Annotated in this window: 19 protein-coding genes; 12 read left to right on the top strand and 7 right to left on the bottom strand. The window is 60.4% G+C overall.

Translation table 11 applies throughout. From position 1 onward, the window contains the following. Positions 1–11: 11 nt before the first annotated feature. Positions 12–530 carry a DUF4442 domain-containing protein gene (locus MUN80_RS00590; protein WP_244718290.1) on the top strand — a complete coding sequence of 173 codons (519 nt, stop codon included), beginning with the start codon at positions 12–14 and terminating at the stop codon, positions 528–530. 222 nt (positions 531–752) lie between these two features. Here MUN80_RS00590 and MUN80_RS00585 read toward each other — a convergent pair whose 3' ends face one another. Next, the gene (locus MUN80_RS00585) at positions 753–2,306 is read right to left on the bottom strand and encodes a DNA integrity scanning protein DisA nucleotide-binding domain protein (protein WP_244718287.1); all 1,554 of its coding nucleotides are present in this window, start codon (positions 2,304–2,306) and stop codon (positions 753–755) included. A gap of 115 nt (positions 2,307–2,421) precedes the next feature. Then, entirely contained in the window at positions 2,422–3,228 is an 807-nt protein-coding gene (locus MUN80_RS00580) for an energy transducer TonB (RefSeq protein WP_244718285.1), read from the bottom strand. 107 nt (positions 3,229–3,335) lie between these two features. On the opposite strand from MUN80_RS00580, the gene MUN80_RS00575 reads away from it, so the two are divergent. The 6 genes from MUN80_RS00575 (at position 3,336) to MUN80_RS00550 (ending at position 12,275) form a co-directional block, all read left to right on the top strand. Then, a complete protein-coding gene (locus MUN80_RS00575) occupies positions 3,336–3,776 on the top strand; it encodes a RidA family protein (RefSeq protein WP_244718283.1) in 441 nt (146 codons plus the stop codon). A gap of 49 nt (positions 3,777–3,825) precedes the next feature. Then, complete coding sequence (locus MUN80_RS00570; RefSeq protein WP_244718280.1) at positions 3,826–6,033, top strand: TonB-dependent receptor; 2,208 nt, start codon at positions 3,826–3,828, stop codon at positions 6,031–6,033. A gap of 69 nt (positions 6,034–6,102) precedes the next feature. After that, on the top strand, positions 6,103–8,001 hold the full coding sequence (locus MUN80_RS00565) for a MutS-related protein (RefSeq protein WP_244718278.1): 1,899 nt from the start codon (positions 6,103–6,105) through the stop codon (positions 7,999–8,001). Positions 8,002–8,226: 225 nt separating this feature from the next. After that, positions 8,227–9,138: a bestrophin family protein gene (locus MUN80_RS00560; protein ID WP_244718275.1), complete on the top strand. Its 912-nt coding sequence runs from the start codon at positions 8,227–8,229 to the stop codon at positions 9,136–9,138. Between the two features lie 413 nt (positions 9,139–9,551). Beyond that, positions 9,552–9,935 (top strand): STAS domain-containing protein, encoded by a 384-nt coding sequence (locus MUN80_RS00555; protein ID WP_244718273.1) that lies wholly within the window; start codon positions 9,552–9,554, stop codon positions 9,933–9,935. Between the two features lie 201 nt (positions 9,936–10,136). Further along, positions 10,137–12,275 (top strand): FUSC family membrane protein, encoded by a 2,139-nt coding sequence (locus MUN80_RS00550; protein ID WP_244718270.1) that lies wholly within the window; start codon positions 10,137–10,139, stop codon positions 12,273–12,275. A 503-nt stretch (positions 12,276–12,778) separates the two neighbouring features. Here the strand turns inward: MUN80_RS00550 and MUN80_RS00545 are convergent. The 4 genes from MUN80_RS00545 to MUN80_RS00530 form a co-directional block, all read right to left on the bottom strand. Continuing rightward, complete coding sequence (locus MUN80_RS00545) at positions 12,779–13,429, bottom strand: response regulator (protein ID WP_244718267.1); 651 nt, start codon at positions 13,427–13,429, stop codon at positions 12,779–12,781. 37 nt (positions 13,430–13,466) lie between these two features. Next, the gene (locus MUN80_RS00540; RefSeq protein ID WP_244718264.1) at positions 13,467–15,404 is read right to left on the bottom strand and encodes a sensor histidine kinase; all 1,938 of its coding nucleotides are present in this window, start codon (positions 15,402–15,404) and stop codon (positions 13,467–13,469) included. 218 nt (positions 15,405–15,622) lie between these two features. After that, a complete protein-coding gene (locus tag MUN80_RS00535) occupies positions 15,623–16,765 on the bottom strand; it encodes a hypothetical protein (RefSeq protein WP_244718261.1) in 1,143 nt (380 codons plus the stop codon). Between the two features lie 117 nt (positions 16,766–16,882). Continuing rightward, positions 16,883–18,940 (bottom strand): S9 family peptidase, encoded by a 2,058-nt coding sequence (locus MUN80_RS00530; RefSeq protein WP_244718259.1) that lies wholly within the window; start codon positions 18,938–18,940, stop codon positions 16,883–16,885. 178 nt (positions 18,941–19,118) lie between these two features. Between MUN80_RS00530 and MUN80_RS00525 the strand changes: the two genes are divergently transcribed. Further along, positions 19,119–20,021 (top strand): LysR substrate-binding domain-containing protein, encoded by a 903-nt coding sequence (locus MUN80_RS00525; protein ID WP_244718256.1) that lies wholly within the window; start codon positions 19,119–19,121, stop codon positions 20,019–20,021. A 93-nt stretch (positions 20,022–20,114) separates the two neighbouring features. Then, a complete protein-coding gene (locus tag MUN80_RS00520; protein WP_244718253.1) occupies positions 20,115–21,143 on the top strand; it encodes a YeiH family protein in 1,029 nt (342 codons plus the stop codon). Between the two features lie 105 nt (positions 21,144–21,248). Here MUN80_RS00520 and MUN80_RS00515 read toward each other — a convergent pair whose 3' ends face one another. Next, entirely contained in the window at positions 21,249–21,437 is a 189-nt protein-coding gene (locus MUN80_RS00515) for a hypothetical protein (protein WP_244718251.1), read from the bottom strand. Between the two features lie 147 nt (positions 21,438–21,584). Between MUN80_RS00515 and MUN80_RS00510 the strand changes: the two genes are divergently transcribed. The 3 genes from MUN80_RS00510 to MUN80_RS00500 are packed head-to-tail and all read left to right on the top strand — an operon-like array spanning position 21,585 to position 23,846. After that, positions 21,585–21,833 carry a hypothetical protein gene (locus tag MUN80_RS00510; protein WP_244718249.1) on the top strand — a complete coding sequence of 83 codons (249 nt, stop codon included), beginning with the start codon at positions 21,585–21,587 and terminating at the stop codon, positions 21,831–21,833. 45 nt (positions 21,834–21,878) lie between these two features. Continuing rightward, the gene (locus tag MUN80_RS00505; RefSeq protein WP_244718247.1) at positions 21,879–22,607 is read left to right on the top strand and encodes a hypothetical protein; all 729 of its coding nucleotides are present in this window, start codon (positions 21,879–21,881) and stop codon (positions 22,605–22,607) included. Positions 22,608–22,640: 33 nt separating this feature from the next. Beyond that, positions 22,641–23,846 (top strand): SHOCT domain-containing protein, encoded by a 1,206-nt coding sequence (locus MUN80_RS00500; RefSeq protein ID WP_244724972.1) that lies wholly within the window; start codon positions 22,641–22,643, stop codon positions 23,844–23,846. Positions 23,847–23,903: the final 57 nt, after the last annotated feature.

The following is a 23,903-nucleotide window of genomic DNA, read 5'->3' as shown; positions in this document are numbered from 1 at the left end:
GCCCGTTTGCCATGTCCCAGTCTGCCGCCGTGCCCGCCCCGGTCGATACACCCCAGGCCGCCGCGTTTCGCCGCACCATTTCCAATCCGCTCAAGCTGCGCCTGTTTATGCTGCGCAGCCTGCCCATGGCCTACCTGGCCGGCCTGCGGGTGCGCGAAATCACGCCTGCCCGGGCCACCGTGACGGTGCCGTTTAAGTACCTGACCAAAAATCCGTTTCGCAGCATCTACTTCGCCTGCCTGAGCATGGCGGCCGAAATGGCCAGCGGCGTGCTCTCGATGATGAACACCACCAGCGGCTCCCCGGTCTCAATGCTGGTGGTGGGTATGGAAGCCGAATTCACTAAGAAAGCCGTGGGTTTGATTGCCTTCACCAGCGAAGACGGCCTGCGCATTGCCCAGGCCATAGCCGAAAGCCGCGCCACCGGCGAGGGCCGCACCGTGGTCTGCACCAGCACCGGCACCGACCAAGCCGGCGACACAGTAGCGGTGTTTCGCATTACCTGGTCGTTTCGGGCGAAGAAAAGGTAAGGTACTTAATAATTAATAGGGATGTGCGGAGGTGGTAATGTGTCCTTGCGAGCAAAGCGAAGCAACCCATCCTCTGAAATGTGCCGAGCCTTCTAAATTGAAAAGCCCTTTACTCCACGTGGAATAAAGGGCTTTCTGGTAAAATAACAGGCCGTACTTTGTAGAGGACGGATTGCCGCGCTTCGTTCGCAAGGACAAGAGACTAGCGCCTCGATATAACTGCTACTCCCGCTCCAGCAGGTTGTCTTTGGTGATGACGTCCACGAGACCATCTTCACTCACAACGATGGCCATGCACGGATACGGGCTGCTTTCCACGTAGCGGATGGCCGAATTGTAGCGGGCACCGCGGGTGCTGGTGCCGTGGCCCGAGGCCTTACCGTCCAGGATGACGCCGATAGAGTAGCAGTACGCGTCGGGGTCGACGAGCACGGCCCCGTCGATGGCGGTGACCAGGCGGGTGATGAGGGGCGTGAGTGGCACAGGCTCGATAAGGGTGCACTGGAGCTTAAGGCGGTCGGCTTCGGCCAAGGCCTCGGTGGTGACGACGACCAGCGTGCCGTGCTTTTGGCGGCTGGCTTCAACTACCACGTCCCAGAGGCGCTCTACTTTGTCGGGCGCGGTCAAATCGAAGATGCGGCGCAGGTCTTTGCGGAACTGGGCGCGGTTGAGGCGGGGTCGGGGCAGGCTGGGCTGGCCGTAGTGGCTGCGCATGAGCACCTTGCCATCGTGCTGAAACTCCCAGGCGTAGTGGGTCACGAAGTTAATCATGAACAGATCCTCCCGGCTGGCGTCGTAAGTGCCTACCAGGCGGCCCAAGGCATACACGTTTTCACCGTCGGCCAGCAAACTCACGTCGGGCGTGGTCATTTCCAGCAGCTTGCGCACGGCCCGGTAGTCGGTCAGGGGCGTGGGACAGGTCAGGGCAAATACTTCTTCCAGATTAGGGTGACGGCGGCGGGCCAGCAGCAGCTTGCCGATGCCCTCGGCCCCTTCGTAGCGCAGCGACGAAATCGTGTTGCAGGTGGCAAACAGCTTGGCCGTCGAGGGGTTGATGCCCAGAGCCTGGGCCGGCGTGTCCATCAGCAGCTTGCCGGCGGCCCGTACCAACTCGTCGGTTTCACGGGGGCGGACCAGCATACCAGCACCGGGCTCGGGCTCATTCAAAGCCTTTAGGCACTCTTCCTGGAAGCGCTGCACGGCCGCCAGCACCAGGGAGGGCGCCACAGGCTTTCCATCGGTGTAGTAGCGGTCGGGCCGCAGCGACTGGTGGCTCTTGAGCACCTTCTGGTTGAGCTGCAGCACCGTCACGACGAAGAACTTACCGACCAGAACGGGGAAGCCAGCGAAGAACTGGTTTTTGCTGCCCAAAGCATTCAAAGCCTCCTGCATGGCCATTTTCAGGCCCACACCCTGATAGCGCTTACGAATAGTTTCCTCGGTGAGGTGCTCCCGGTCGGCCAGGCTCCAGGAATACGAGTGCTGCATTTCCTGACCCCGGGCCAGGATGTTGCTGAAATGCTGGAAATCGAGGCCACAGTCGGCCGGCTCCAGGCACACTACCTCGGTGGAGTGGCCCTGCTCGGCGGGAATGCCAATGAGGGTCACTGTCGGGGCCAGATCGTCGTCGAGGACGTTGAAAATACCTTCGGCCATGGCCTGAGCCGCCTGCTGAAACCGCGCTTGGTAGGGCCAGATAGTGAGCGGACCGGAAACCGGCGGCGCGGGAATAGGAGCTACCGGCGGAGCAGATAAGAGGGGTAACGGGGCCAGCATAGGAATAGAAACCAGGTGAAAGGAAAGGGCAGGGGAGCAGGAGCGGAAAGCCGAAAAGGAGCGGTGCTGACTGGGCCGGCCGCACGGAGGCAGACGAGCCGGGCGTCGGAATATTTTACAGAAGCGTGAAGAGCACCGGCAGCACCATTTTCTGCCGCACCGGCTTGCCTTGGTAGGTGGCGGGCTCCCACTTGGGCGCCGCCTTAATCAGGCGCAGGGCTTCCTCATCGAGACCGGCGCCGAGGCGCTTAACGAGTTTGACATCGGTGAGCGAGCCATCGGGCTGCACCATGAATTCAACCAACACCTTGCCCTGAATGTTCTTTTTGCGGGCCAGGGCCGGGTACTTCTGGTTTTTCTGAATCCACTCGAAGAAAGCGTCGGTGCCGCCCACGGGGCGGGCAGGCTGCTCGGGCTTCACCACTTTCGGGCCGTCGGCGGGCTTGTTTTCCGCCGGTGAGTCGTTGGCATCCATCTGAGGCGCGGGGCCGCCGGCCCCCAGAGGCATGCGGAAGCTGACCGGGACCGTAACGCGCTGCCGCACTTTCTGGCCCTTGTTTTCGGCCGGCACCCACTTGGGGCCACCTTTAATCAGGCGCATGGCTTCGGCATCCAGGGCCGGGTCCAGAGCGTTTTTGACGGCAATACTGGAGATGCCGCCCGACTTTTCCACCACGAACGTCACTTCAACGGTGCCTTCCTTGCCATTTTGCAGGGCCGCCGTGGGGTACTGCTGGTTTTGCTCCAGGTAGTCGGCATAGCCCTGCAGGCCGGTGGTAGGCACGGCGGGCTTGGCCACGGCGTCATAAATTTCGTCGGCCTTGGTTTTGGGATACTTCAACTTTTGCTGGGCGTGAGCGGAGGTGAGGGCGGCCGTGCTCAGGGCAAACAGCAGCGCAAAGCGGCGAACAGTGGAGCGCATAGAAGACAAGGTTAGCGGGACGGTGGAGCCAGGAGGCAACAACCGCACCAGCTCAAAAACGGACGATACTCCTACGCATTGCGTCCGAATTCGGTAGTTTTGACGGTATGCAACCTGACGAAACCTCTACCGCGCACAATTCTTCCCGGGCTCCGGAGCCCGTTGGTCTGTATCCGCACGCCCGCCGGGTGGGCAATCTGCTGTTTCTGTCGGGCGTGGGGCCGCGGCAGCGGGGGCAGAAAGCCATTCCCGGGGTAGAGCTGTCGGAAGATAAGCAAATCCTGCGCTACGACTTCGAAAGCCAGTGCCACGCCGTATTCCAGAACGTGCGCTACATCTTGGAGGAAGCCGGCTCGCGCTGGGAAGACCTCGTGGACGTAACCGTGTTCCTGACCAACATGAAGGACGACTTTGCCACCTATAACCGGCTTTACGCCGAGTATTTTCAAACCAACCAGCCTTGCCGCACCACGGTGGAAATCAACTGCCTGCCCACGCCCATTGCCATTGAGCTCAAGTGCATTGCCGTGGTAGCAGAAGGCCGCTGACCCTCCGGTCGTTATGCTTATCTTTGAAGTTAATGCAACTATCAGGTCAATGAAAAAAACGATACCCTTCGTATTTGCCACGTTATTTGGATTTGAAGAGGCCACGGCCCAAACCGCCCGACCCGACACATTGCGGGTCATTAGCCTAAGCGAAGTAGTGGTGTCGGCCAACCGGGTGCAGGAGCGCAAGGCCGACATTCCCCAGCAGATTGACGTACTGCCCGCGGCCCAGATCCGGCTGCAAAACCCGATGAACACGGCCGACGCGTTGGTCAACACCGGGCAGGTGTTTGTGCAGAAGTCGCAATTTGGCGGCGGTAGTCCGGTGCTGCGCGGCTTTGAGGCCAACAAGATTCTGCTGGTGGTAGATGGGGTGCGCATGAACAACGCCATTTACCGGGCCGGCCACCTGCAGAACATTCTCAGCACCGACGCCAACGCCGTGGACCGGATTGAGGTGCTCAGCGGCGCCGGCTCGGTTATTTACGGCACCGACGCGCTGGGCGGCGTCATCAGCATCCTGACCAAGAATCCGCAGCTCGCCGACAGTGCCACGGCTACCCAGCCCCGGGTGCACACCAACAATTTGGTGCGCTACGGCACGGCGGCCCGGGAAAAAACGGTGCACACCGACTTGAGCCTGGGCTGGCAGAAATTCGGCTCCCTGACCAGCATTACCGCCTCCGACTTCGACGACCTGCGCAAGGGCCGCCGCGACTACAAGTCGTTTCCCGGTTTCGGCGAAAACCTGCGCTACGTGGAGCGCCAGGATGGAAAGGACGTGGTGGTGCCCAACGACAACGTGAACATGCAGCGGCAGTCGGGCTACCGGCACCTAAGTGTGCTGCAAAAGCTGCTCTACCGGCCCAGCACCAGCCAGCAGCACAGCCTGAACGTACAGTATTCGACTACTTCCAACGTGCCCCGCTACGACCGGCTCCAAACCTACCGCAACGGCAATTTGCGCTGGGCCGAGTGGAACTACGGCCCGGAAAAGCGGTTTTTGGCCAGCTACCAGTTTCAGTATTCCCGGCCCACGGCGCTGTTCGATTTGCTCCGCTTCACGCCGGCTGTGCAGAAAGTGCAGGAAAGCCGCCTGGTGCGCGAGTTTGGCAAAGACCTGCGCGACGAAAACGTGGAAGACGTGCGGGTGCTGTCGGCCAACCTGGACTTGTTTAAGCAACTCGGTGAGCATGAGTTGCGCTACGGGGCCGAAGTAACCCACAACGATGTGGAAAGCACCGGCACCCGGGTAAACATCGTGAGCGGGGCCACTACCGGCATTGCCACGCGCTACCCCACCGGCTCGACCTACGCCACGACTGGCGTGTACGCCTCCCACCGCTGGGAAATTACGCCCCGCCTGATTCTCTCCGATGGGCTGCGCTTCAGCACTGTCAAGCTCAAGGCTAACTTCAACCCCGAATTTTTCAAGTCCAATCTGCTCAATTCCGACCAAGAGTCCTCGTCGCTCAACGGCAACCTGGGTCTGGTCTGGATGCTGCCGGCCGGCTTCCGGGTGAGCGGCCTGGTTTCGACGGGCTTCCGCAACCCCAACCTCGACGACGTAAGCAAGACCTTTGAGCAAAACAACGGCACGCTCATCATTCCCAACCTGGAGTTGAAGCCCGAGCAGATTTTCTACCGCGAAGCTGAGGTGTCGAATACCATTGAAGGCAAGCTGCAAGTGGCCCTAACCGGCTTCTACAGTACCCTGACCGACGCCATTGTGGTGCGCCCCTACACCGCCCCCGACGGCTCTACCAAAACCGTCTACAACGGACAAACCTTCACGACCGTGGCCAATACCAATACTGGCAAGGCCCGGGTGTATGGCTTTAGTGGCCGCTTCAACGCCGCTTTGGTAAAGCACTGGAGTGCCCAGGCTTCGGTAACCTACACCAAGGGCCGGGACCTGAGCCTGGACGTGCCGCTGGACCACATTCCGCCGGTGTATGGCCGCGGGGCCATTATTTACCAAAATCAAAAGCTCACGGCCGAGGCTTCCGTACTGTTCAACGGCCGCAAAGGCGTGGCCGAATACAGCCCTTCGGGTGAGGACAACCTGATTCAAAACACGCCGGTGGGCGCCTTGGGCTGGCAAACCTTCAACCTGCGCACCACCTACCAGATTACCCGGAGCTGGAGCGTGCAGTCGGGCCTGGAAAACATCCTGGACCAGAGCTACCGGCCCTTTGCCTCGGGCATCAACGCGGCGGGCCGCAACTTCTACCTAACGGTGCGCTTCGAGCGGTAAGCTACTGGCAAGCTGGCCGGAAAGAGGGTGAGAGTGTTACTTTTGACACTCTCACCCTTTTTTGTGCCCGTGCCCGTCGCCTCCTCCGCCTTCCGTCCGCTGACCGTTGCTCCCGCCGAGCTGTTCTCCGAAAACCTGGCCGCGCACACTGCCCAGGAGCAGTATTACGCCGGACGGCACCGGGTGGTGGCCTGGGTGCGGCTGCTGGCTTTTGGGGCCAGCATTGCGGCGGTGTGGTGGCTCTTTTCGCGTGGTCAGCTCGGGGCGGCCTTTGCCGTGGTGGCCGGCGCTTACCTAGTTTTCCTACTGCTGGTGCGCTGGCACAATGCTGTGGGCTACCAGCGGGAGCATTTTCGGCTGCTGGCCCAGCTCAACCAGGAGGAGCTGGCCCGCCTCGAAGGCAAGCTCTCTGGCTTCGACCCCGGCCTGCGCTACCTCGACGCCGCACATCCCTACGCCGCCGACCTCGACGTGTTCGGGAACCACTCGTTGTACCAATTGCTGAACCGCGCTACTTCCCGCCTGGGTCACGACTGGCTGGCCGGCTGGCTGCTGGCCGGTTCGGCTCCGGCTGTAATCGGGCAGCGGCAGCAGGCCGTGGCCGAGCTGGCGCCCAACGTGGCCTGGCAGCAGGAGTGGCAGGCCCGGGCCAAGCACTACCCCAAACAGGATGCCGACCCGCGCACGTTTACCGAGTGGCTCCGGCAGCCCGATTTTTTCCAGGGCAAAGGTTGGCTGAAAGGGCTGATGCTGATTTTGCCGCCGGTGGCTGTGGGCAGCGTGGCACTGTGGCTTACCGGCTACGCCGGGCCGGCAGTACTGAGCGTGGTGCTAGTGCTGGCGGGTCTCAACGCCGTGTTTCGGGTGGCCCGGGCCGAATACTTCTTGCACAGCAGCTCCATGCGCGACGCCCTGCGTGCGTACCGCGACCAGCTGGCCTGGTTTGAGGCCCAAGCCTGGACGTCGGCCCACCTCCAGCAGCTGCACGCCACCCTGCACGCCAGCGCCGAGCATCAGCCCGCTTCCGCCCTGATTGGGCAGCTTTCCCGCATCACCGGTCTGTTCTCGGCCCGGGAAAGTCCGCTGGTAGCTGCTCTTTTCAACAACCTGCTGCTCTGGGACCTGTGGTGCATGTGGGGGCTGGAGCGGTGGAAAAAACGCCTCGGCGGCCAGCTCAACGCCATGCTGGAAGTAGGAGCGGAGCTTGAAGCCTTGGTCAGCTTGGCCGGGTTTCAGGCCGCCAACCCAACCTACGCTGTGCCCGAGCTGAGCACTACGCCGCTGGAAGTCACGGCCACCGGGCTGGGCCACCCGCTGATATTTGCCCGGCAGCGCATCACCAACGACTTCAGCACCAAAGGCGCGGGTCAGACGGGCGTGATTACCGGCTCGAATATGTCGGGCAAAAGCACCTTCCTGCGCACTGTGGGCCTGAATATGGTGCTGGCTCAGGCCGGGGCCGCCGTCTGCGCCCGGCACCTGCGCCTGGCCCCAGCCCAGGTATACACCGCCATGCGCACCCAAGACAACCTGGCCGAAAGTACCTCCTCGTTCTACGCCGAGCTGAAGCGCCTGCGCCTGCTGCTGGAATTGACAGTTACCAAGGAGCAAGCAAGAATTGATAACAGTCTAACAACTGACGACGAGCAACCAGTAACTAAACCTGCCCCCGTTTTCTACCTGCTCGACGAAATTCTGAAGGGTACCAACTCCCTGGACCGGCACCGCGGGGCCCAGGCCCTGATCCGGCAGCTGCATGCCCGTGCGGCCAGCGGCCTGGTTAGCACCCACGACCTGGAATTGTCGGCTATGGCGGAAGAAATGCCCGGGGCCGTGACCAACTACAGCTTCAACAGCACCATCGAGGGCGACGAAATTCGCTTCGATTACCACCTCACGCCCGGTCCCTGCCGCGAATTCAACGCCAGCAAGCTCATGCAGCTCATGGGCATCGAGGTGAAGTTGTGAGGTGATGAAATGGCGTGTTTCTCGTTCTATCGTATACTCAACCAGGCATTTTCAACACTATGCTTGAGCTGTCGTAAGTAGTAACCTGCACCGTAGTGCACCTAACGTGAGACGCCTGGCAGGCCAGAACGAAACTCACTATTTCACCACTTCACCACCTCACCGCTCGTGTACATCCGGGAAAATCTTCGTTGGCGCGTCATTTGGAAATATGCCTGGCGCAGTGTGCTGCTCTTTACACTGTACTCGCTCTTTATCTGCTTCCTGTACGCCGTAGTCGGGCTGCGCTTCTTTGCTATTCCCTGGCAACCGGTGGCCACGCTCGGTATTGCCGTGTCGTTTTACATCGGCTTCAAGAATAACGGTTCCTACGACCGGTTCTGGGAAGGCCGGCAAATCTGGGGCGGCATCGTTAATGCCAGCCGCACCTGGGCCATCAAGGCGCTAGAGTTCGTGACGTCGGTGGTAGATGCGCCCAACGTGCAGGCCCCGGCTGCCAGCGCCTCCGAGCTGAGCCACCGCCACCGCCAGCTCGTGTACCGCCACATTGCCTGGTGCAATGCCCTGCGCATTCAGCTGCGCCGCCAGCCCGAGCTCTGGGACGAGCAAGTAGCGCCTTTCCTGGACCAGGACGAATCGGCGGTGATGCGAACCAAGCAGAACCCGGCGGCTCACCTGGTCCGCAAGCAGGCCGCCGAGCTGCGGATTCTGCGCGAGGAGCGGGGCCTGCTCAACGACTTCCAGCACGTGTCCATGGTCGAGACCTTAGAGCAGCTCTATACCCTGCAGGGCGGCTGTGAGCGAATCAAGAACACGCCGTTTCCGCGGCAGTACGCCTTTTTCAGCTACCTGTTTGTGTGGCTCTTTATTGCGCTGCTGCCCCTGGGCCTGCTAGGCGAGTTTGCCAAGCTTGGCCCTACCCACGTCTGGCTCACGGTGCCGTTTTCGGTGCTGGTGTCCTGGGTGTTTAACACGATAGAAATAGTAGGCCACACCAGCGAGAACCCCTTCGACAACCTGATGAACGACGTGCCGATGACAGCCCTGTGCCGCAGCATCGAAATTGACTTGCGCGAAATGCTGGGCGAAACCGAGTTGCCGTCCCGGCTGGAGCCCATTGAGGATATTCTCTACTAATGAGGAAGCGCCAGCAGCCAGGGTTTTGGTGTAATTAGAAGATTATTAGAACGATACTCGCGCCGGATCGGAGTCGGGAGCCAACGGGTGGAGCAGGCGGTTTTGTGGGTTTACAATCAGCAAGCTCGTTTTCTGGCGGTAGAGCTTGCGGCAACGCAGTGCTGGAATAGTAGTTGGCTGAGAATTGTAATAATCTAATTGGCAATAGGATTAGGAAACTATTAATTTAGTAATGAGCGTCTTACGGCTGAAAATAATATATTCGGGCCGTATACTATTTGTGGTCAGAATCGTATTTGACTACCATCAATGGAGGCGGGCTACCTGCCGCCAGCCCGCGTGCTTTTTCGCTCTGCTTACCGCCCTGAATACCCCGTCTTGCCAAACCCGCCAACCATTCTTGACCATTGCGCATGGAAGTTTATCGTGAGATTCTGCCGGAAAGCTATTTGCTCATTCTGGCCGATGACGTGCCTGTTTCACCCGAAAACGAAGACGATGCCCTGGACCGCGCGCTAAGCCGGGCGGCCCGCAGCGGCAAGTCCAGCGTTTGGGTCGACTGCAGCCACCTGCACCACTTGCCCTCGGATGCGGCCGAACTGCTCACCTATTATTACCACAAGCTCAGCAAGCACGGTATGAGCCTGGTGCTTTGCCACCTCAGCGACGGTATCCGCCTCGAACTGACTGCCCTGGCGCCGTCGCTCAGCATCCCGATAGTGCCCACGCTGCTCGACGCCGAAACCTACTGCCGGCAGCTGGTCAACCAGCGCGACACCCAGACCGACGCGGCCTAAGACCGGTACTCCGCCGTTTTACCAAGCCTTTTCCACACCGGGAAAGGCTTGTTTCGTTTTGAGGACCAGCGTACTTAGCCTGCCCAGTCCCGGGCAGCCCCCGAATTGGCGGCCCGGAGCTGGGCCGTTTTGCCAACAGCCCTTACCTTGCCGCCCGTATAAGGCTCCTGAACCGCCCCGAGCTGGGGCAACCACGCGGCAATGAACGAGCAAACCCGGAAAATCCACTACTTCTTCTTTGGACAGGATTTCTCCGACGGGCTGCGCATCACCTTCGCCATTCTGCTGCCAGCCCTGGTGTGTTCCTGGCTCGGGCAGTTCGAAACCGGCCTGACGCTTTCTACCGGCGCCGTCTGTATCAGCATCACCGATTTGCCCGGCCCTATCGAGCACAAGCGCAACGGCATGCTCTACGGCAACCTGTGCATTTTTCTGGTGGGCTTGCTGACCGGGGCGCTGAACTACTCCAACTGGCTGCTGGGCCTGGAGGTGGCCGTGCTGACTTTCTTCTTTACCATGTTTCTGGTGTACGGCGCCCGGGCCGGGGCCATGGGCTCGGCAGCTCTGCTGGTCATGATTCTGAACATGGACAAACCCCTGACGGCGGCCCAGGTACTACCCCACAGCCTGCTGCTGCTGGCGGGCGGTGTGTGGTACACCGTGCTCAGCCTGCTGCTCCATCAGGTGCGGCCCCACCGCGCTGCCCGCCAGGCCCTGGCCGAGTGTATCCACGCTATTTCCCGGTTTTTGACCATCAAGGCCGACTTTTACACGCTCCATACCAACCTGGACGAAGACTATCGGCGGCTGGTCGCGCAGCAGGTTGTGGTCAGTGAAAAGCAGGATGCCGTGCGGGAAGTGCTGTTCAAGAGCCGGCAGATTGTAAACGAAACCACCAACCGAGGCCGGCGTCTGGTCGTGACCTTCATCGACGTGGTGGACCTCTACGAGCATATCACGGCCACCTACTACGACTACGCGGCCCTACGCGCCCAGTTCGGCCACACCGGCATTCTGGGGGAGGTAGCCGAGCTGATCCGGCACATGGCCGTGGAGCTGGACCATATTGGAGCCGCCATTCAGGCCAACCGGCCCTACGCCACCCGGGCCACGCTCAAAACCCAGCTCGAAACCCTCAAAACCCGCATCGACGCTATTGGCGAGGAAGGCACGTCGGGCAGCAACTTGGTGCTAAAGAAGATCCTGGTAAACCTGCGCAACCTCACCCAGCGCGTCAATGATATCCTGAACTACTTCGACTCGGCCAAAACCGGGCAGACCTACGGGCGGGAGCTGGAGTATTCGCGCTTCGTCTCGCACGACGAAGTCGACCTCAAATCCATCCGCGACAACCTGACCTTCAGCTCCTCGGTATTCCGGCACGCCATCCGCATGACGCTGGCCTGCTCGGTAGGCTTTATTGCCTCCAAGCTGCTGTTTCCGGGCTACCACAGCTACTGGATTCTGATGACGACCACCTATATGCTCAAGCCGGGCTTCAGCCTGACCAAGGAACGCAACTATCAGCGCATCCTGGGCACGTTGGCTGGCGGCGTTATCGGAGGGCTCATTCTGTGGCTCATACCCGACAAAAACGTGCAGTTTGCCCTGATGGTGGTGCTCATGGTTATTTCCTACAGCTTCCAGCGCACCAACTACATCATCACCGTCACCTGCCTCACGCCCTTTATCCTGATCATGTTTAGCCTGCTGGGCGTGGGGTATTTGGGCGTCATTGAGGAGCGGATTACCGACACGTTCATCGGCTGCGCCATTGCCTTTTCGGCCGGCTACCTCCTGTTTCCGAAGTGGGAGGCCGACCAGCTCCAGGTATTCATGCGCGACGTGCTGCAAGCCAACCTCAACTACCTACTCAAGCTGGCCGAAAGCATTTCGGGTGTGGCCTACCGCCAAACCGACTACAAGCTGGTGCGCAAAAATGTGTACGTCAGCTCGGCCAACCTGTCGGCCGCCTTTCAGCGCATGCTGTCCGAGCCCAAAAGCACCCGGCGCAACAGCAGTGAGGTCTACGAATTTGTGGTGCTAAACCATATTCTGGCTTCCAACATTGCCTCCATTACCTCCACCGAGCCCGGACAGCCCCTGGCGCCGGCCACCCGCAAGCCACTGCGGCAGGCGCTGCTGGGGCTGGCTCGCAGCCTGAAAAAGCTGAACGAGGAAGCCCAGGAGCCCGCCACCGACTTCCTGGCCGTGGAGCCCGAGGCGTTTCCTAAACAGGTGCTCACACCCGAAGAAAACCTGCTGCGCGAACAGCTGGAGTTTATCCAGAAAATAAGCAGCGATATCAGCAAGACCACCGACGCTGTTCTGACCAAGTAAGGTTTAACTAGGCAGCTGGGCTGGGGCTTCCGGCAGCTGCGGGCGGGTTTTTACCAAGTAGCGGTAGTAGAGGAAGTCGTATAGCTATATATTGCCCACAGGTAGAGCCTGCGTCTTGTATACCGCTCATCGGTCAGGAAGGCAGAAATCCATAGTGCGACGGGCACACTACCCAGCACCAAATACACGAGCCAGGACCGATGAACGGGAAAAAGCAGCCTGATTACGAGCTGGTAGGCAATAGCGGCAAAGGCGTAGACAAACCAGAAGCGAAACAGCTCCACTAGTGGAAGTAGTAGTAGCATAACTCCGGCCCGCCCAAGCCACCGTAGCCCGGGCTCAGGTGCCAAATCATACCAATCTACCCAGCTAAGGCCCTGAAAGCACATGCGCAACCAGGAAACCACTACGGCACTCAGTAGAATAATTTGCAGCTGCTTCCAAAGTGGCCTCATGGCGAGTTGGGCATAAGTAGGACTTAAAAACCACGAGGCTCGAATGCTTTACAAGCCGTGGTCGAAGGCAAACTGCAGCAGGGCGGCCATATTGGGTAGTTCCAGCTTGTGCATGATGTTGCGGCGGTGGGTGCCCACGGTAAACTCTGACAACGACAGCCGGTCGGCAATATCGCGGGTGGTCAGGCCGGTCCGGATCAGGCCCACAATTTCCCGCTCCCGGCTCGAGAGGCGGTGCAGGCGCAGCAGGGGCTCAGTGGCCTCTCCAGAAGCGGGAGCTGCCCGGCGGGAGCCCGGCGGAAACACTTTTTGCCCAGCATGCACGCTCCGGATGGCTTCCAGCAGGTGCTCCGCATCAGCCGACTTGGCCACGAAGCCCTGAGCACCGGCCGCGGCCACCCGCTCAATCAGCTCCGGCGAGGCCGCCGTGCTGAACACCAGTACCCGCAGCTGCGGATACTGCTGCAACGTAGGCAGCAGCGTCAGCCCATCGGGGCCGGGCAGGTGCAGGTCGAGCAGCACCACGTCGGCGGGCGGCGTGGCGGCAGGTATTTGGGCCAGCCATTCCAGCAGGGCCGTTCCCGAAGCCAATTGTCCTACCACTTGCATGTCGGGCTGCCCGGTGAGCAGTAGCGCCAGGCTCTGGGTGAGCATGAGGTGGTCATCGACGATGAGCAGGCGGCAAGGGCGGGAGTGCATGCAGGAGGAAGGCGTGAAGAACGAGGAGTGGGGCTAGTTAGCAAGGAATTCTGACAACGATGCTACTGCCCTGCGGGGAGCTGTCGATGTAGAGCTGGCCGCGCAGATAATCGGCGCGGGCCCGCACGCCGCGCAGGCCAATGCCGCCGTTGGGAGGGGGCTCGGTGAAGCCCCGGCCGTTGTCTTCCACCATAATTTCGAGCTCTTGGGAGTGGCGTAGCATCTGCACCGATATTTCCGTGGCCCGGGAATGGCGAATGGCGTTGTTGAGCAGCTCGGCCCCAATGCGGTAGGCGGTCTGCTGAACAGGAGCCGGCAACTCATCCACGGTGGCGTCGCAGTAGGTGCGCACGGCCGGGCTGCCGTGCAGGTTGTGCAGCTTGCCCAGTGCCGCCACCGACTCGCTCAGCGTGCCCAGGCCCGGCTCGGTGGGGAGTAGCGTGTGGCTGTAGGTCCGCACTTCGTCGCGCAGGTGGCGCAGCAGCAATTCGGTGTGCTGCCCCACGGCGGCGGCGGCGGGCGAAGTAGACAGGGCCTCACGCATGGCCGGCCCCTGCCAGGCCATGTGGAGCGCGGCCAGGTTAGGGCCCAGCGCATCGTGCAGCTCCCGGGCCAGCTGAGCCCGTTCTTCTTCCTGGGCCGCAATCAGGCGGGCACTCTGGGCATTGCGCTGCCGCAGCTGCCGGATCCGCAATTTTTCGTTTTGCCGCAAGGTGTGCCGAAACCGGCCGGTGAGCAGGCCGCTAAGCACTAGTAGCTCCAGCACCAGCCCCCAGGCCAGGGCGTTGGGCCGCACCAGGTTGAAGTTGGTCAGGCCGAGGTGGTTTAGCCAAAACAGCATAAAACCCACGAAAAAGAAGGAGTACGTCAGGGCGTAGTAGGCGCCCAGCTGTCGGCGCCGGCGCGACAACAGCACGCCCAGTAGCGTTACCCAGCTATACATAGCCAAGGCTCCCAAGAGTACTTCCCGCAGCCCGTTGAGTATAGTCGGAAAAGTAGGCCCGGCTTGCACAGCCCGCGGAAACAGCAGCGCATACACCAGCACAAATACTGCCGCTAGGCCCGCCAGCCAGTTGCCCACGCGGTAGAGCCGGGGCCAGCTGGCCCGCAGGCCCAGGAAGGACTGCATAATCTGCACGCCGCAGGCGGCGGCCAGCAGCAGGAAATTGAATTGTCCTACCGTCCACACCAGGCGGTAAAGCCCCGCGGGCAGCACCCAGGCGTCGAATCCGTCTTCCATCAGCAGGAAAAGCGTGATACACACCACGTAGGCCACGTACCAGATGTGGATTCGGTCGCGCAGGAAGGTAAACAGCACCAGATTGAACAAAGCGCTGCTTACGTAAAAGCCCAGCAGCCAAATCCAGTACCGCTCGAACGGGGCCTCGACTTCCGAAGCCAGAAACTGCTCAGTCGTTTCGATGTAGGTGGGCAGGTACAGGGCCCCGGCCCGGTGGTCGACGCGCAGGTATAGCACGGCCCGCTGCCCGGCTTCCAGAACGAAGGGGAAGCTCAGGGACCGGGCCGGGAAAGGACGTTTATCGGCTTCCTGCCAGGAACTGGCCTGTACCCGCCGAAACTGCTCGGAGCCATTGGGCCGGAAGTAGAGCGTGGCGCTGTCGGTGAAATTGTAGATACTCCACACGTAGCGGCTGCGCTGACTCGACGTATTGGCTACGGCAATGCGTACCCACACGCGCTGGTGCAGAAAACCCAGACTAAGCGCCTTGTGCCAACGGCCAGGCCGGAAAGCCCCGGCCTGCCACAGGCTGTCGGCCCGCTCGGGGCTGGGCTTTACCGCAAACGGCTCGGTGTAGTAGCGGTACACCTCCGACACGTGCCGGTGATTCTCGTCCTGCAGGAACAGCGTGTCGAGTACGGTCTGGTCATCGGCGGTGGCATCGGGAGCCTGGGCCCGGGCCGGTAGCCAGCAGCCAAGTAGCAGGGCGCAGAGAACAAGCAGGCGAATAGGCACGGTGGGTTAGAATAGAGGCAGCAACGGTCAGGTGTGGACGGAATATACCCTGTACTTACCTGACCCCAGCTGCGTTGCATCCCTGGCAAATTACCCCGCTTATTTGCTGGTGCTGGCTTTCAGCTGCCACGCCAAAACAGGCTGTGCTACTGGCCGAAACGAGGGCAACAGGAAATCAGGGTTTCCATTGCTGTGCTGGCTGTTAGCGGAGGGGCGCCTTAGTCGTAGTACTGATAGTGGTACTGGTAAAAAGTGCGGGCGCCGGTGCGGGCATTTGTGGTTTCACCCGCCAGGAGCCCAGATTCTAAATAGGAGTATACCGTGTAGGTGGAAAGGGCAGACGCACCGGCACTAGTAAAGCCACTTTCGCGGCCGATGAGCTGGCCCAGGTTGTTATACGTGTAGCGGACGGTACTACGAAAAGAAGGGGAATCATTCGACTTCGTGAATTCCTCCCGAATAAGGCGGCGCTGGGAGTCGTAGAAACGGCGGTTCTGGGGCTGAAGCCCGGTTCCCCGCCGCAGGGCTGCCACTGCCTGCTCCGGGGCCAGCATTGCCGCGCCGGCAGCTTTCGTTTCTGGGCCGGGTTTGGGCAGCGTTATTTTGCCCGTTTCGAATAAACGGCCGCGCTGGTAGAGCAGATAATCGAACTGGTGGCTGCTGATTTGCTGGTCTTTGTTGTAAAAGTAAGTCAGGCTCAGCGTCGTGTCGGGATGAAGGGCCAGGCGCAGGCTGCGCTGCACATACTTCGGGTAGTAATAGTTGCCTACTTGCAGCTCGTGGGCCTTTATTTCGGTCAGCAGCGTGTCGCCGCTGTGGTAGAGCTGCTTTTCCTGAACCAGGGTGTGGGTGCCGTTGCGCTGGAGTACTTCCTGGTGGCCCCGTTGCAGCGCAGGATTGTAGGTACTGATAACGGTGTAGGGGCGGGCCGACCGGGGGTGCTCTATTAGCGCCGTGCACTGGCCGGCACTGTTATAGCTCCATTGCCGCTGCACCTGACCTTTCCAGGTGTTTACTTGCGTCCAGCGGCCTTGTTCGTCAATGGTGAGGTACTCAATAGTGTCTAGTACTTCGCCCTGTTTATTGAGGCGGGTTTTCAGCACTGAGCGCACCCGATGGCGGACATACTGGTGCCGGGTAGCGGAGTCGGGTTCGGGCCTAATAGAGCCGTCAGCATCGATGGGAATCGTCGGCGCCACTACTATTTGCCTTGTAGCCTGATGCTGAGTTGGCGAGTATAATTGGTGGAAGTTTTGCGGCTGATAAAGTTGCGGATGATAAATCATCTGGCCCTGCACATAGCCCGAATAAGCTGTCAGCAGACCGGGCAATAGGAGGGTACGTAGCAGAGGAAGGCGCATGGGATAATAGACTTATAGAAATAGACACCAAAAGATAGGACAGCAAAATCAGTAACCCAAAAAAGAAACAGACCCCACCGGAGTCGGCAGGGTCTGTCGTTAGGCGGTTGGGTCGGGTTACTTTGCCGCTTGAGCGTCGGGCTTGAGCGTGCGGCCCAGCCAGTCGAAAAACACCCGGTTCCAGAGCACCGCGTTCTGGGGCTTCTGAATCCAGTGGCCTTCGCCGGGGAAGTACAAAAAGCGGCTGGGGATGCCGCGCAGCTGGGCCGAGCCGAAGGCTTCCATGCCCTGGCCCTCGGGTACCCGGAAGTCCTTGCCGCCGTGAATTACCAGGATGGGCGTATCCCACTTGCCCACGAACTGCTGGGGATTAAAGTCGGTGTAGCTCTTGTGCTGCGGCATTTCCCAGGGTGCAGCCCCGATGTCGTGCTTGGCAAAGAACATTTCCTCGGTGCTGGGGTACCAGCTGGTTAGGTTAAACAGGCCAGCGTGGGCAATAAAGGTCTTGAACCGACCCTGGTGATGACCCGCCAGGTAATACACCGAGTAGCCCCCGTACGAAGCCCCCACGCAGCCGCGGCGGTCCTTGTCTACGTAGGCCTCCTTGCTCACGTCGTCAATGGCCGAGAGGTAGTCCCGGATGGGCTGCCCGCCCCAGTCGCCGCTGATGCTGTTGTTCCACTCGGTGCCGAAGCCCGGTAGGCCGCGGCGGTTTGGGGCCACCACGATGTAGCCGTTGGCGGCCATCAGCTGGAAGTTCCAACGGTAGCTAAAGCTCTGGGTGACCGGGCTCTGGGGGCCACCCTGGCAGTAGAGTAGGGTCGGATATTTCTTGCTTGGGTCGAAGTCGGGCGGGTAGATGACATAGACCAGCATTTGCTTGCCGTCGGTGGTCGTTACCTGCCGGCTTTCCACCTTGCCCATCTTCAGGCCGCCCAGCTCGTCCTTGTTGATAGATGTTAGCGGGGTTTCCTTGCCGGTTTTCAGATCCACGCGCACTAGGTCGGCGGGGCTGCTGATGGTGGTTTTGTTGGCAATAACCTGGTCTTTGCCGGCCAGCTCAAACGAGTTGTAGTTCTGAGCGCCCTTGGTGAGCTGCTTGACTTTGCCACCTTTGCTGGGCACCGAGAAAATCTGGTCGGTGCCCTGAATGACGCTGGCGAAGTAGATGGTTTTGCCGTCGGCGCTCCAGCGGATATTGGCCGCGGCCTGCTCCGAGCCCTTGGTAATATCCTCGCGCTGCTTGGTCTTGAAGTCGTAGACCACAATGCCGTTGCGGTCCGACTCGAAGCCCGGCGTGGCCATGCTCAGCCAGGCTACTTTCGAGCCGTCGGGCGAAAACACAGGCTCAATGTCGTAGCCTTCCAAGCCTTGGCTCAGGTTTTCAGTTTTGCCGTCCCGGATGCTGTAGAGGTAGATGTCGGAGTTGGTACTTTCGGCCTCGGCCTTGCCCGTGAGCTTGCGCGAGGTGTAAGCCACCGAGTAGCCGTCGGGGGAAAAGGCCAGCTGCTCGGAGCCCGCCAGGGGCTGCAGGGGCGCATCAAACTTCTCGCCCTGCATGGCGTCCTTGCCGTAGCCGGTCGGCTTGCCATCGGCCCCGACGGGCTGAAAGAACACGTGGGAGACCTTGTAGTCGTCCCACACGTTCCAGTGGCGGTAGTTCAAGTCGTCGATGATGCGAGCGTCGGCCTTGGGCAGGTCGGGGTACCAGTCCTTGACCTCCTTGCCCGTTTTCACGTCCTGGGTGTAGAGGATAAAGTTGCCCTTGGGCGCGTACTTGAGGTTGCTCAGGCCCTCTTTCGGAAACTGGCTAAGCTGCTGCTTGCCCGAGCCGTCGGCGTTAATGACGTAGAGTTGGTCGGTGCCGCCTTCGCCCGAGAGGAAGGTGAGCTTGCCGTCGGGCCGCCAGTTCAGCGTGTTTTCGGAAACGGCCGGCGTGTTGGTCAGCTGCTTTACGGCGCCGCCGGCCACGGGCACCAGGTAGATATCGGCGCTGCCCTTGTTATCACCCAGGCTATAGCGCGTCACGGTGAAGGCCACCATTTTCTGGTCCGGCGACACCTGCATTTCGCCCAGGCGGCCCAGCTGCCAGAGCTTCTCCGGCGTCAGTACCGATTGTTGGGCCGCGGCGGCCAGGGGCAGAAAGGCCAGCGCGGCAAGGAAAGGTTTTCTCATTGGGAAAGGTGGAAGTGGGAATTGCAAGTGCAAGGTAGGGCTAGTTGTTGGTTGTTAGTTGCCCGTTGTTAGGTGTTCGATTAGCCAATTAGTTGTCTGTCATCTGGAACACAGGATGACAGCTCTGCTGACTGACAACGGACAACCAACAACTAATAACTAGCCCTACCTTGCAGCCATGCCCGATTTTCGTCTTCGCGTTTTTCAGTCGGTGGCCCGACACCTAAGCTTCACCAAAGCCGCCCAGGAGCTGTTTATCACCCAGCCTGCCATTACCAAGCATATCCGGGAGCTGGAGCGCAGCTACGGGCAGCGGCTGTTTGAGCGCCGCGGCAACCGTGTTACCCTCACCGAAGCCGGCCGCCTGCTGCTTACCCACGCCGACGCCGTCGAAACCCTGCACCAGCAACTCACCGACCAGCTCCACGGCCTGCACGCCGAAGCGGCCGGCCGCCTGCGCCTGGGCGCCAGTACCACGCTGGCCCAATACGTGTTGCCGCCCATTCTGCCCGGCTTCCAGGCCCGCTACCCCCACGTCGAGCTGACGCTCTACAATGGCAACTCCGAGCAAATTGCCGAATCCCTGCTCTACGGCCACATCGACCTGGGCTTCGTGGAGGGTCAGGTTAAAAATCGCGACCTGCACTATGAGCCCGTGCTGGACGACGAGCTGGTAGCTGTGCGCCGGGCCACGCTCACCGGGCCGCCCCAGGTGCCGCTGCCCTTGGCCGAAGCCATGCGTCACCCTTTGGTGCTGCGGGAGCGGGGCTCGGGTACTTTGGAAGTGCTGGAGTTTGCCCTACGGGCTCAGAAAATCAAGCTGGCCGATTTACAGATTGCCCTCTACCTCGACAACACCGAAGCTATTAAGTCTTACCTGGAGGCGGCTTCTCACTGTCTGGGGTTTATTTCCAAGCAAGCCTTGAAGAAGGATATCGAAGCCAGCCGACTGGAAATTGTGCCCGTCGAAAATCTGAGCTTAAAGCGGCAGTTTGAGGCCGTGTGGCTGCAAGGGCAGCCGCTGGCAGTGCCGGCCCGGCGCTTCCTGCTGTATGCCCAACAAACGCTGAGCACGGATTAGTATAACCTAAAGTAATAACTGATAATCATTTTTGATTATCGAAAGGGGTGGGGTCGGCGTACTTTTGGGGTAGTTATTGCTACCGCCCCACCCGTGAAAGTTTCCCACCCCGCCCCACCCGTACTGCCCCACCCGGCGGAAGCCCGCAGCGCGTTTGCGGCTTTCCTAACGCAACCTTTCTTCATTTTTGGCTTACCCGTCACGCTCCAACAGCTGATTTTTGCTGGGGCCGTGCTGGTGTGCGTGTCGCCGCTGGGTTCTCCGCCCCTGGCGTTGCTGCTCGGGCTGTTAGTGGCTTTAGTCGTCGGTAATCCATTCCTGAGCTTGAGCCGCAAAGTGACCAGCAAGCTGCTGCAGTGGTCGGTTATCGGGCTGGGCTTCGGCATGAATGCCCAGGCGGCAGTGCAGGCCGGGCGCGAAGGTGTCCTGTTTACAGTGGCCTCCATCGGCACTACGCTAGTGCTGGGGTATTTTCTGGGCCGTTGGCTGAAACTGAATCCTAAAACTTCCCACCTTATTGCCAGCGGCACCGCCATTTGCGGGGGCAGCGCCATTGCCGCCGTGGGCCCGGTGCTCAAAGCCGACGAGTCGCAGATGTCGGTGGCCCTGGGTGCGGTATTTATCCTCAATTCCATTGCCCTGTTCGTGTTTCCGGCGCTGGGCCACGAGCTGCACCTGAGCCAAAACCAGTTTGGCCTCTGGTGCGCCCTTGCCATTCATGATACCAGCTCGGTGGTGGGCGCAGCCAGCCATTACGGCGACCAGGCCCTACAGATTGCCACCACCGTGAAGCTGGCCCGCGCCCTGTGGATTATCCCGGTGGCTCTGGGTACGGCCTTTCTTTTCAAAACGCCCGGCGCCAAGCTTAAGCTACCTTATTTCATTCTGGGATTTATCGGGGCCATGCTGCTCAATACCTACGTGCCGGCCCTGCAGCCCCTGGCGCCGGTAGCCGTGAAGCTGGCCAAAATCGGCCTGACGCTGACTTTGTTCCTGATTGGGGCTGGGCTCTCGGCCCAAGTGCTGCGCTCGGTAGGTGTACGGCCCTTTGTGCAGGCCGTGCTGCTGTGGGTAGTTATTTCGGTGGCCTCACTCTACGCCATCCTGCATACAGTTAGTTAGCCGGTGCGGTGTTTTACCGAAACGGCTACCAACGAAAATTGCAAAAGGGCCTCTTCAGGATAGGAGAGGCCCTTTTACGGTTACGAGTGGTCAAGAAGAGTCGCCTTATTTATCGTCGGCTTTCTTGCGGCCCGAGCCGCTCTTTTTGCCGCCGCCGTCCTGCTTGTTGACGGTGGCCCAGGCACGGCTTTCGGCTTCTTCTTCCGAGAGGCCGCGCTTTTCGTAGCTTTCCTCAATGTGCTCGGCCTGCCGCTTTTGCTTGTCGGTATAAGCTGATTTATCTCCTTGTGGCATGATGCAAGTGGGAGTTAGGTGAGACAATAATCGGATGTGAGTTTTGTACGCGGCCCCTGGGCGGGTGTTATGCCGAGCTTGCCGGCAAGGGAGTTGCGCGGGGCTGCCTATCTTCGCCCGTTCAACCCAGTGCCAACCCCTGCTGCTATGCGCCAGCTCGCCGATATTCCGCATCCGGAAGCCAAAATCACGCTCTTCTCCTGGAATGGGAAATATCTCATCAAGCTCGAAAAAGGGCCTTTCGAGCAAACCTACAAAGTGAGCGAAATGGACGTGACCAGCGAGGCCGAGGTGCGCGAGCTGCTCGACGACGAGTTCATTGCCGCCGCCGTGCTGCGCTTCACCCAGATGCGCCAGGATTTGCAGGCTGCCTTCGAACGGCACGATATTTACTAGTTCGCGGCCCCGGCTGCTTTCTTTACTGCCTGATATTCTTTTCCTATGAAATTCTTCTTCGCAACTCTTGCGCTGGCCGGGTTAGTCGGCTTTGCGGCCCCGCAGGCCAGCGCCCAGCTCTACGAAGCCCGCACCAGCAGCGTCAACTTCGAGAAAAAGGAGCGGGCCGCCGTTAAAGTGCAGGTGGAAGGCACCGCCGCCTGGACGCGCGACTTCTGGCAGTCCTGGATTAAGGACACCTACAACATCCGCCTCAAGGGCGACGGAGTCTTTGGCGTCGGCAAAAAAGACGTGCTGGCCGCCAAGCAGACACCGGCTTCCAGCGTGTCGGGCAAGCTCATCGACTTTTACTCGATGATTACCTCGCCCTCGGATACGACCTCGGAGCTGTCTATTTTCGCCGCTTTCGGCCCCGATACTTTCCTGGATCCGGACAAGACCACAACCGAGTTTGCCGCCCTGCGCACCATGGGGCAGAGCTTTGCTGTTGCCGCCCGCCAGAAGGCTTATAAGGAGAAGATTGCCGAAGCCGAAAAGCAGCTGAAGGAAGCCGAAAAGGAAAAGGAACGCCTGCAAAAGGAAATTTCCACCCTGGAAGCCAATACCACCAGCAACCTGGCCCGCATTGAGGCCCTAAAGCAAACCAACGCCAGCAACGCCCTCAAGGCCCGCGAAGACTCCGTGAAGCTCGTCACCAACGGCCAGCAGATGGAACTGCGCAAAATTCAGCTGCAAAAGCGGCGTGACCGTTTGTCGGCCCTGGACCGTAAATAACCCCCGGCCCCATAGCCCCAACCGCTGCCTTGTATGGAAAAAGACCCGTCTCCCCTCGATACCCTGCGCCAGCTCAAAGAGTGGCTCGACGCGGGCACTATTACCCAGACCGAATTCGACACGCTAAAGCGCAAGCTCCTGTTTAGCGAGCAAAACCCCGGCGCAGCCACACCCTCGGCCCCAGCCGCCACAACGCCGATGCCCCCGGTAGGTACGCCGCCGACCACTACGGTATCCGGCTCCGGTACTTCCTTCAGCCCGCCTAGTCCGCCCACTGCTCCGCCGGTCATCGTACCTATTGTGTCGGAGCCGGAGCGGCCCATTACGCCGCCTATTGCGGATTTGCCGCCCGTAACGCCCACCGCCCCGCCCGTGGTACCCGTGAATCCGGTGTCGCCCACCGAAACCTACAGCTACACCCGGGAGCGGCCTGCCGAACCCATTTACACCAATGTGCCCGCCGAAAGCTTCGAGGCCAATGAATTGCCCGACGAGCCCGACGAAACGCCCTACGTAGCCCCAGCCCGCAACCCGCTGTCCACGGTACTTATCGTGGGTGGTATCCTGGCTTTGCTGGCTTTGATTGGCTACCTCGCGCTCGGCAACCGTGAGTCGGAACACCTGAGCAGCCAAAGCCGCACCGAAGCCGACAGTGTTAGCACTACTCCGGAAGTAGGCCCCCAGGCCGAGCAAATCGACCTGCCTCCCGCCGCCGCGCCCGAAACCGTGCGGGTAGCACCCGTGGTACCGCCCACTACGGCCCCGGCCCAGGATACGGCTACCACCGCTCCCGCCACCACGCCCGCTGAAGCTACAGCCCCCGCTCCGGCGGCCGACGACAGTGCCGTGCGCAGCCGCATCGAAAGCACACTGTCGGCTTACTACGAAGACATGAAAGCCGCGCCCTTCAGCGCCGCTCAGTACTTTTCGCCCTCCGTCGAGCGGTTTTATACTCTGCAAAACACTACTCCGGCGTCCATCAACGAGGAACTGACCCGTAGCCACTTTCCCGAGTTTCTGGAAGCTTCCACCGAAATTGAGCCGGGCAGCCTGCAAATCAGCGACGCGGCCGACGACGGCTCGCGCGTGGTAACATTCCAGGAGAAAAGCCAGGCGTTCCGCCAGTCGCAGCAGAAGCACCAGCAAACCCGGGCTCAGGTGCGGGTGCGCTTCGATAAGAACTACAAGATTAAGTACCTGCGCCAGGAGCGTTTGCTCGAAAATACCTTCACCGATTAAGCAGAGGAGGCAGCTGCACTGTCGGCTGCCGTTTCAGGCGGGAGGCGAAATTCTACC

Source organism: Hymenobacter cellulosivorans, from assembly GCF_022919135.1.
Lineage (GTDB): Bacteria > Bacteroidota > Bacteroidia > Cytophagales > Hymenobacteraceae > Hymenobacter > Hymenobacter cellulosivorans.
The sequence above is the reverse complement of the archived record's forward strand: the minus strand, read 5'-3'. Positions and strand labels throughout refer to the sequence as shown.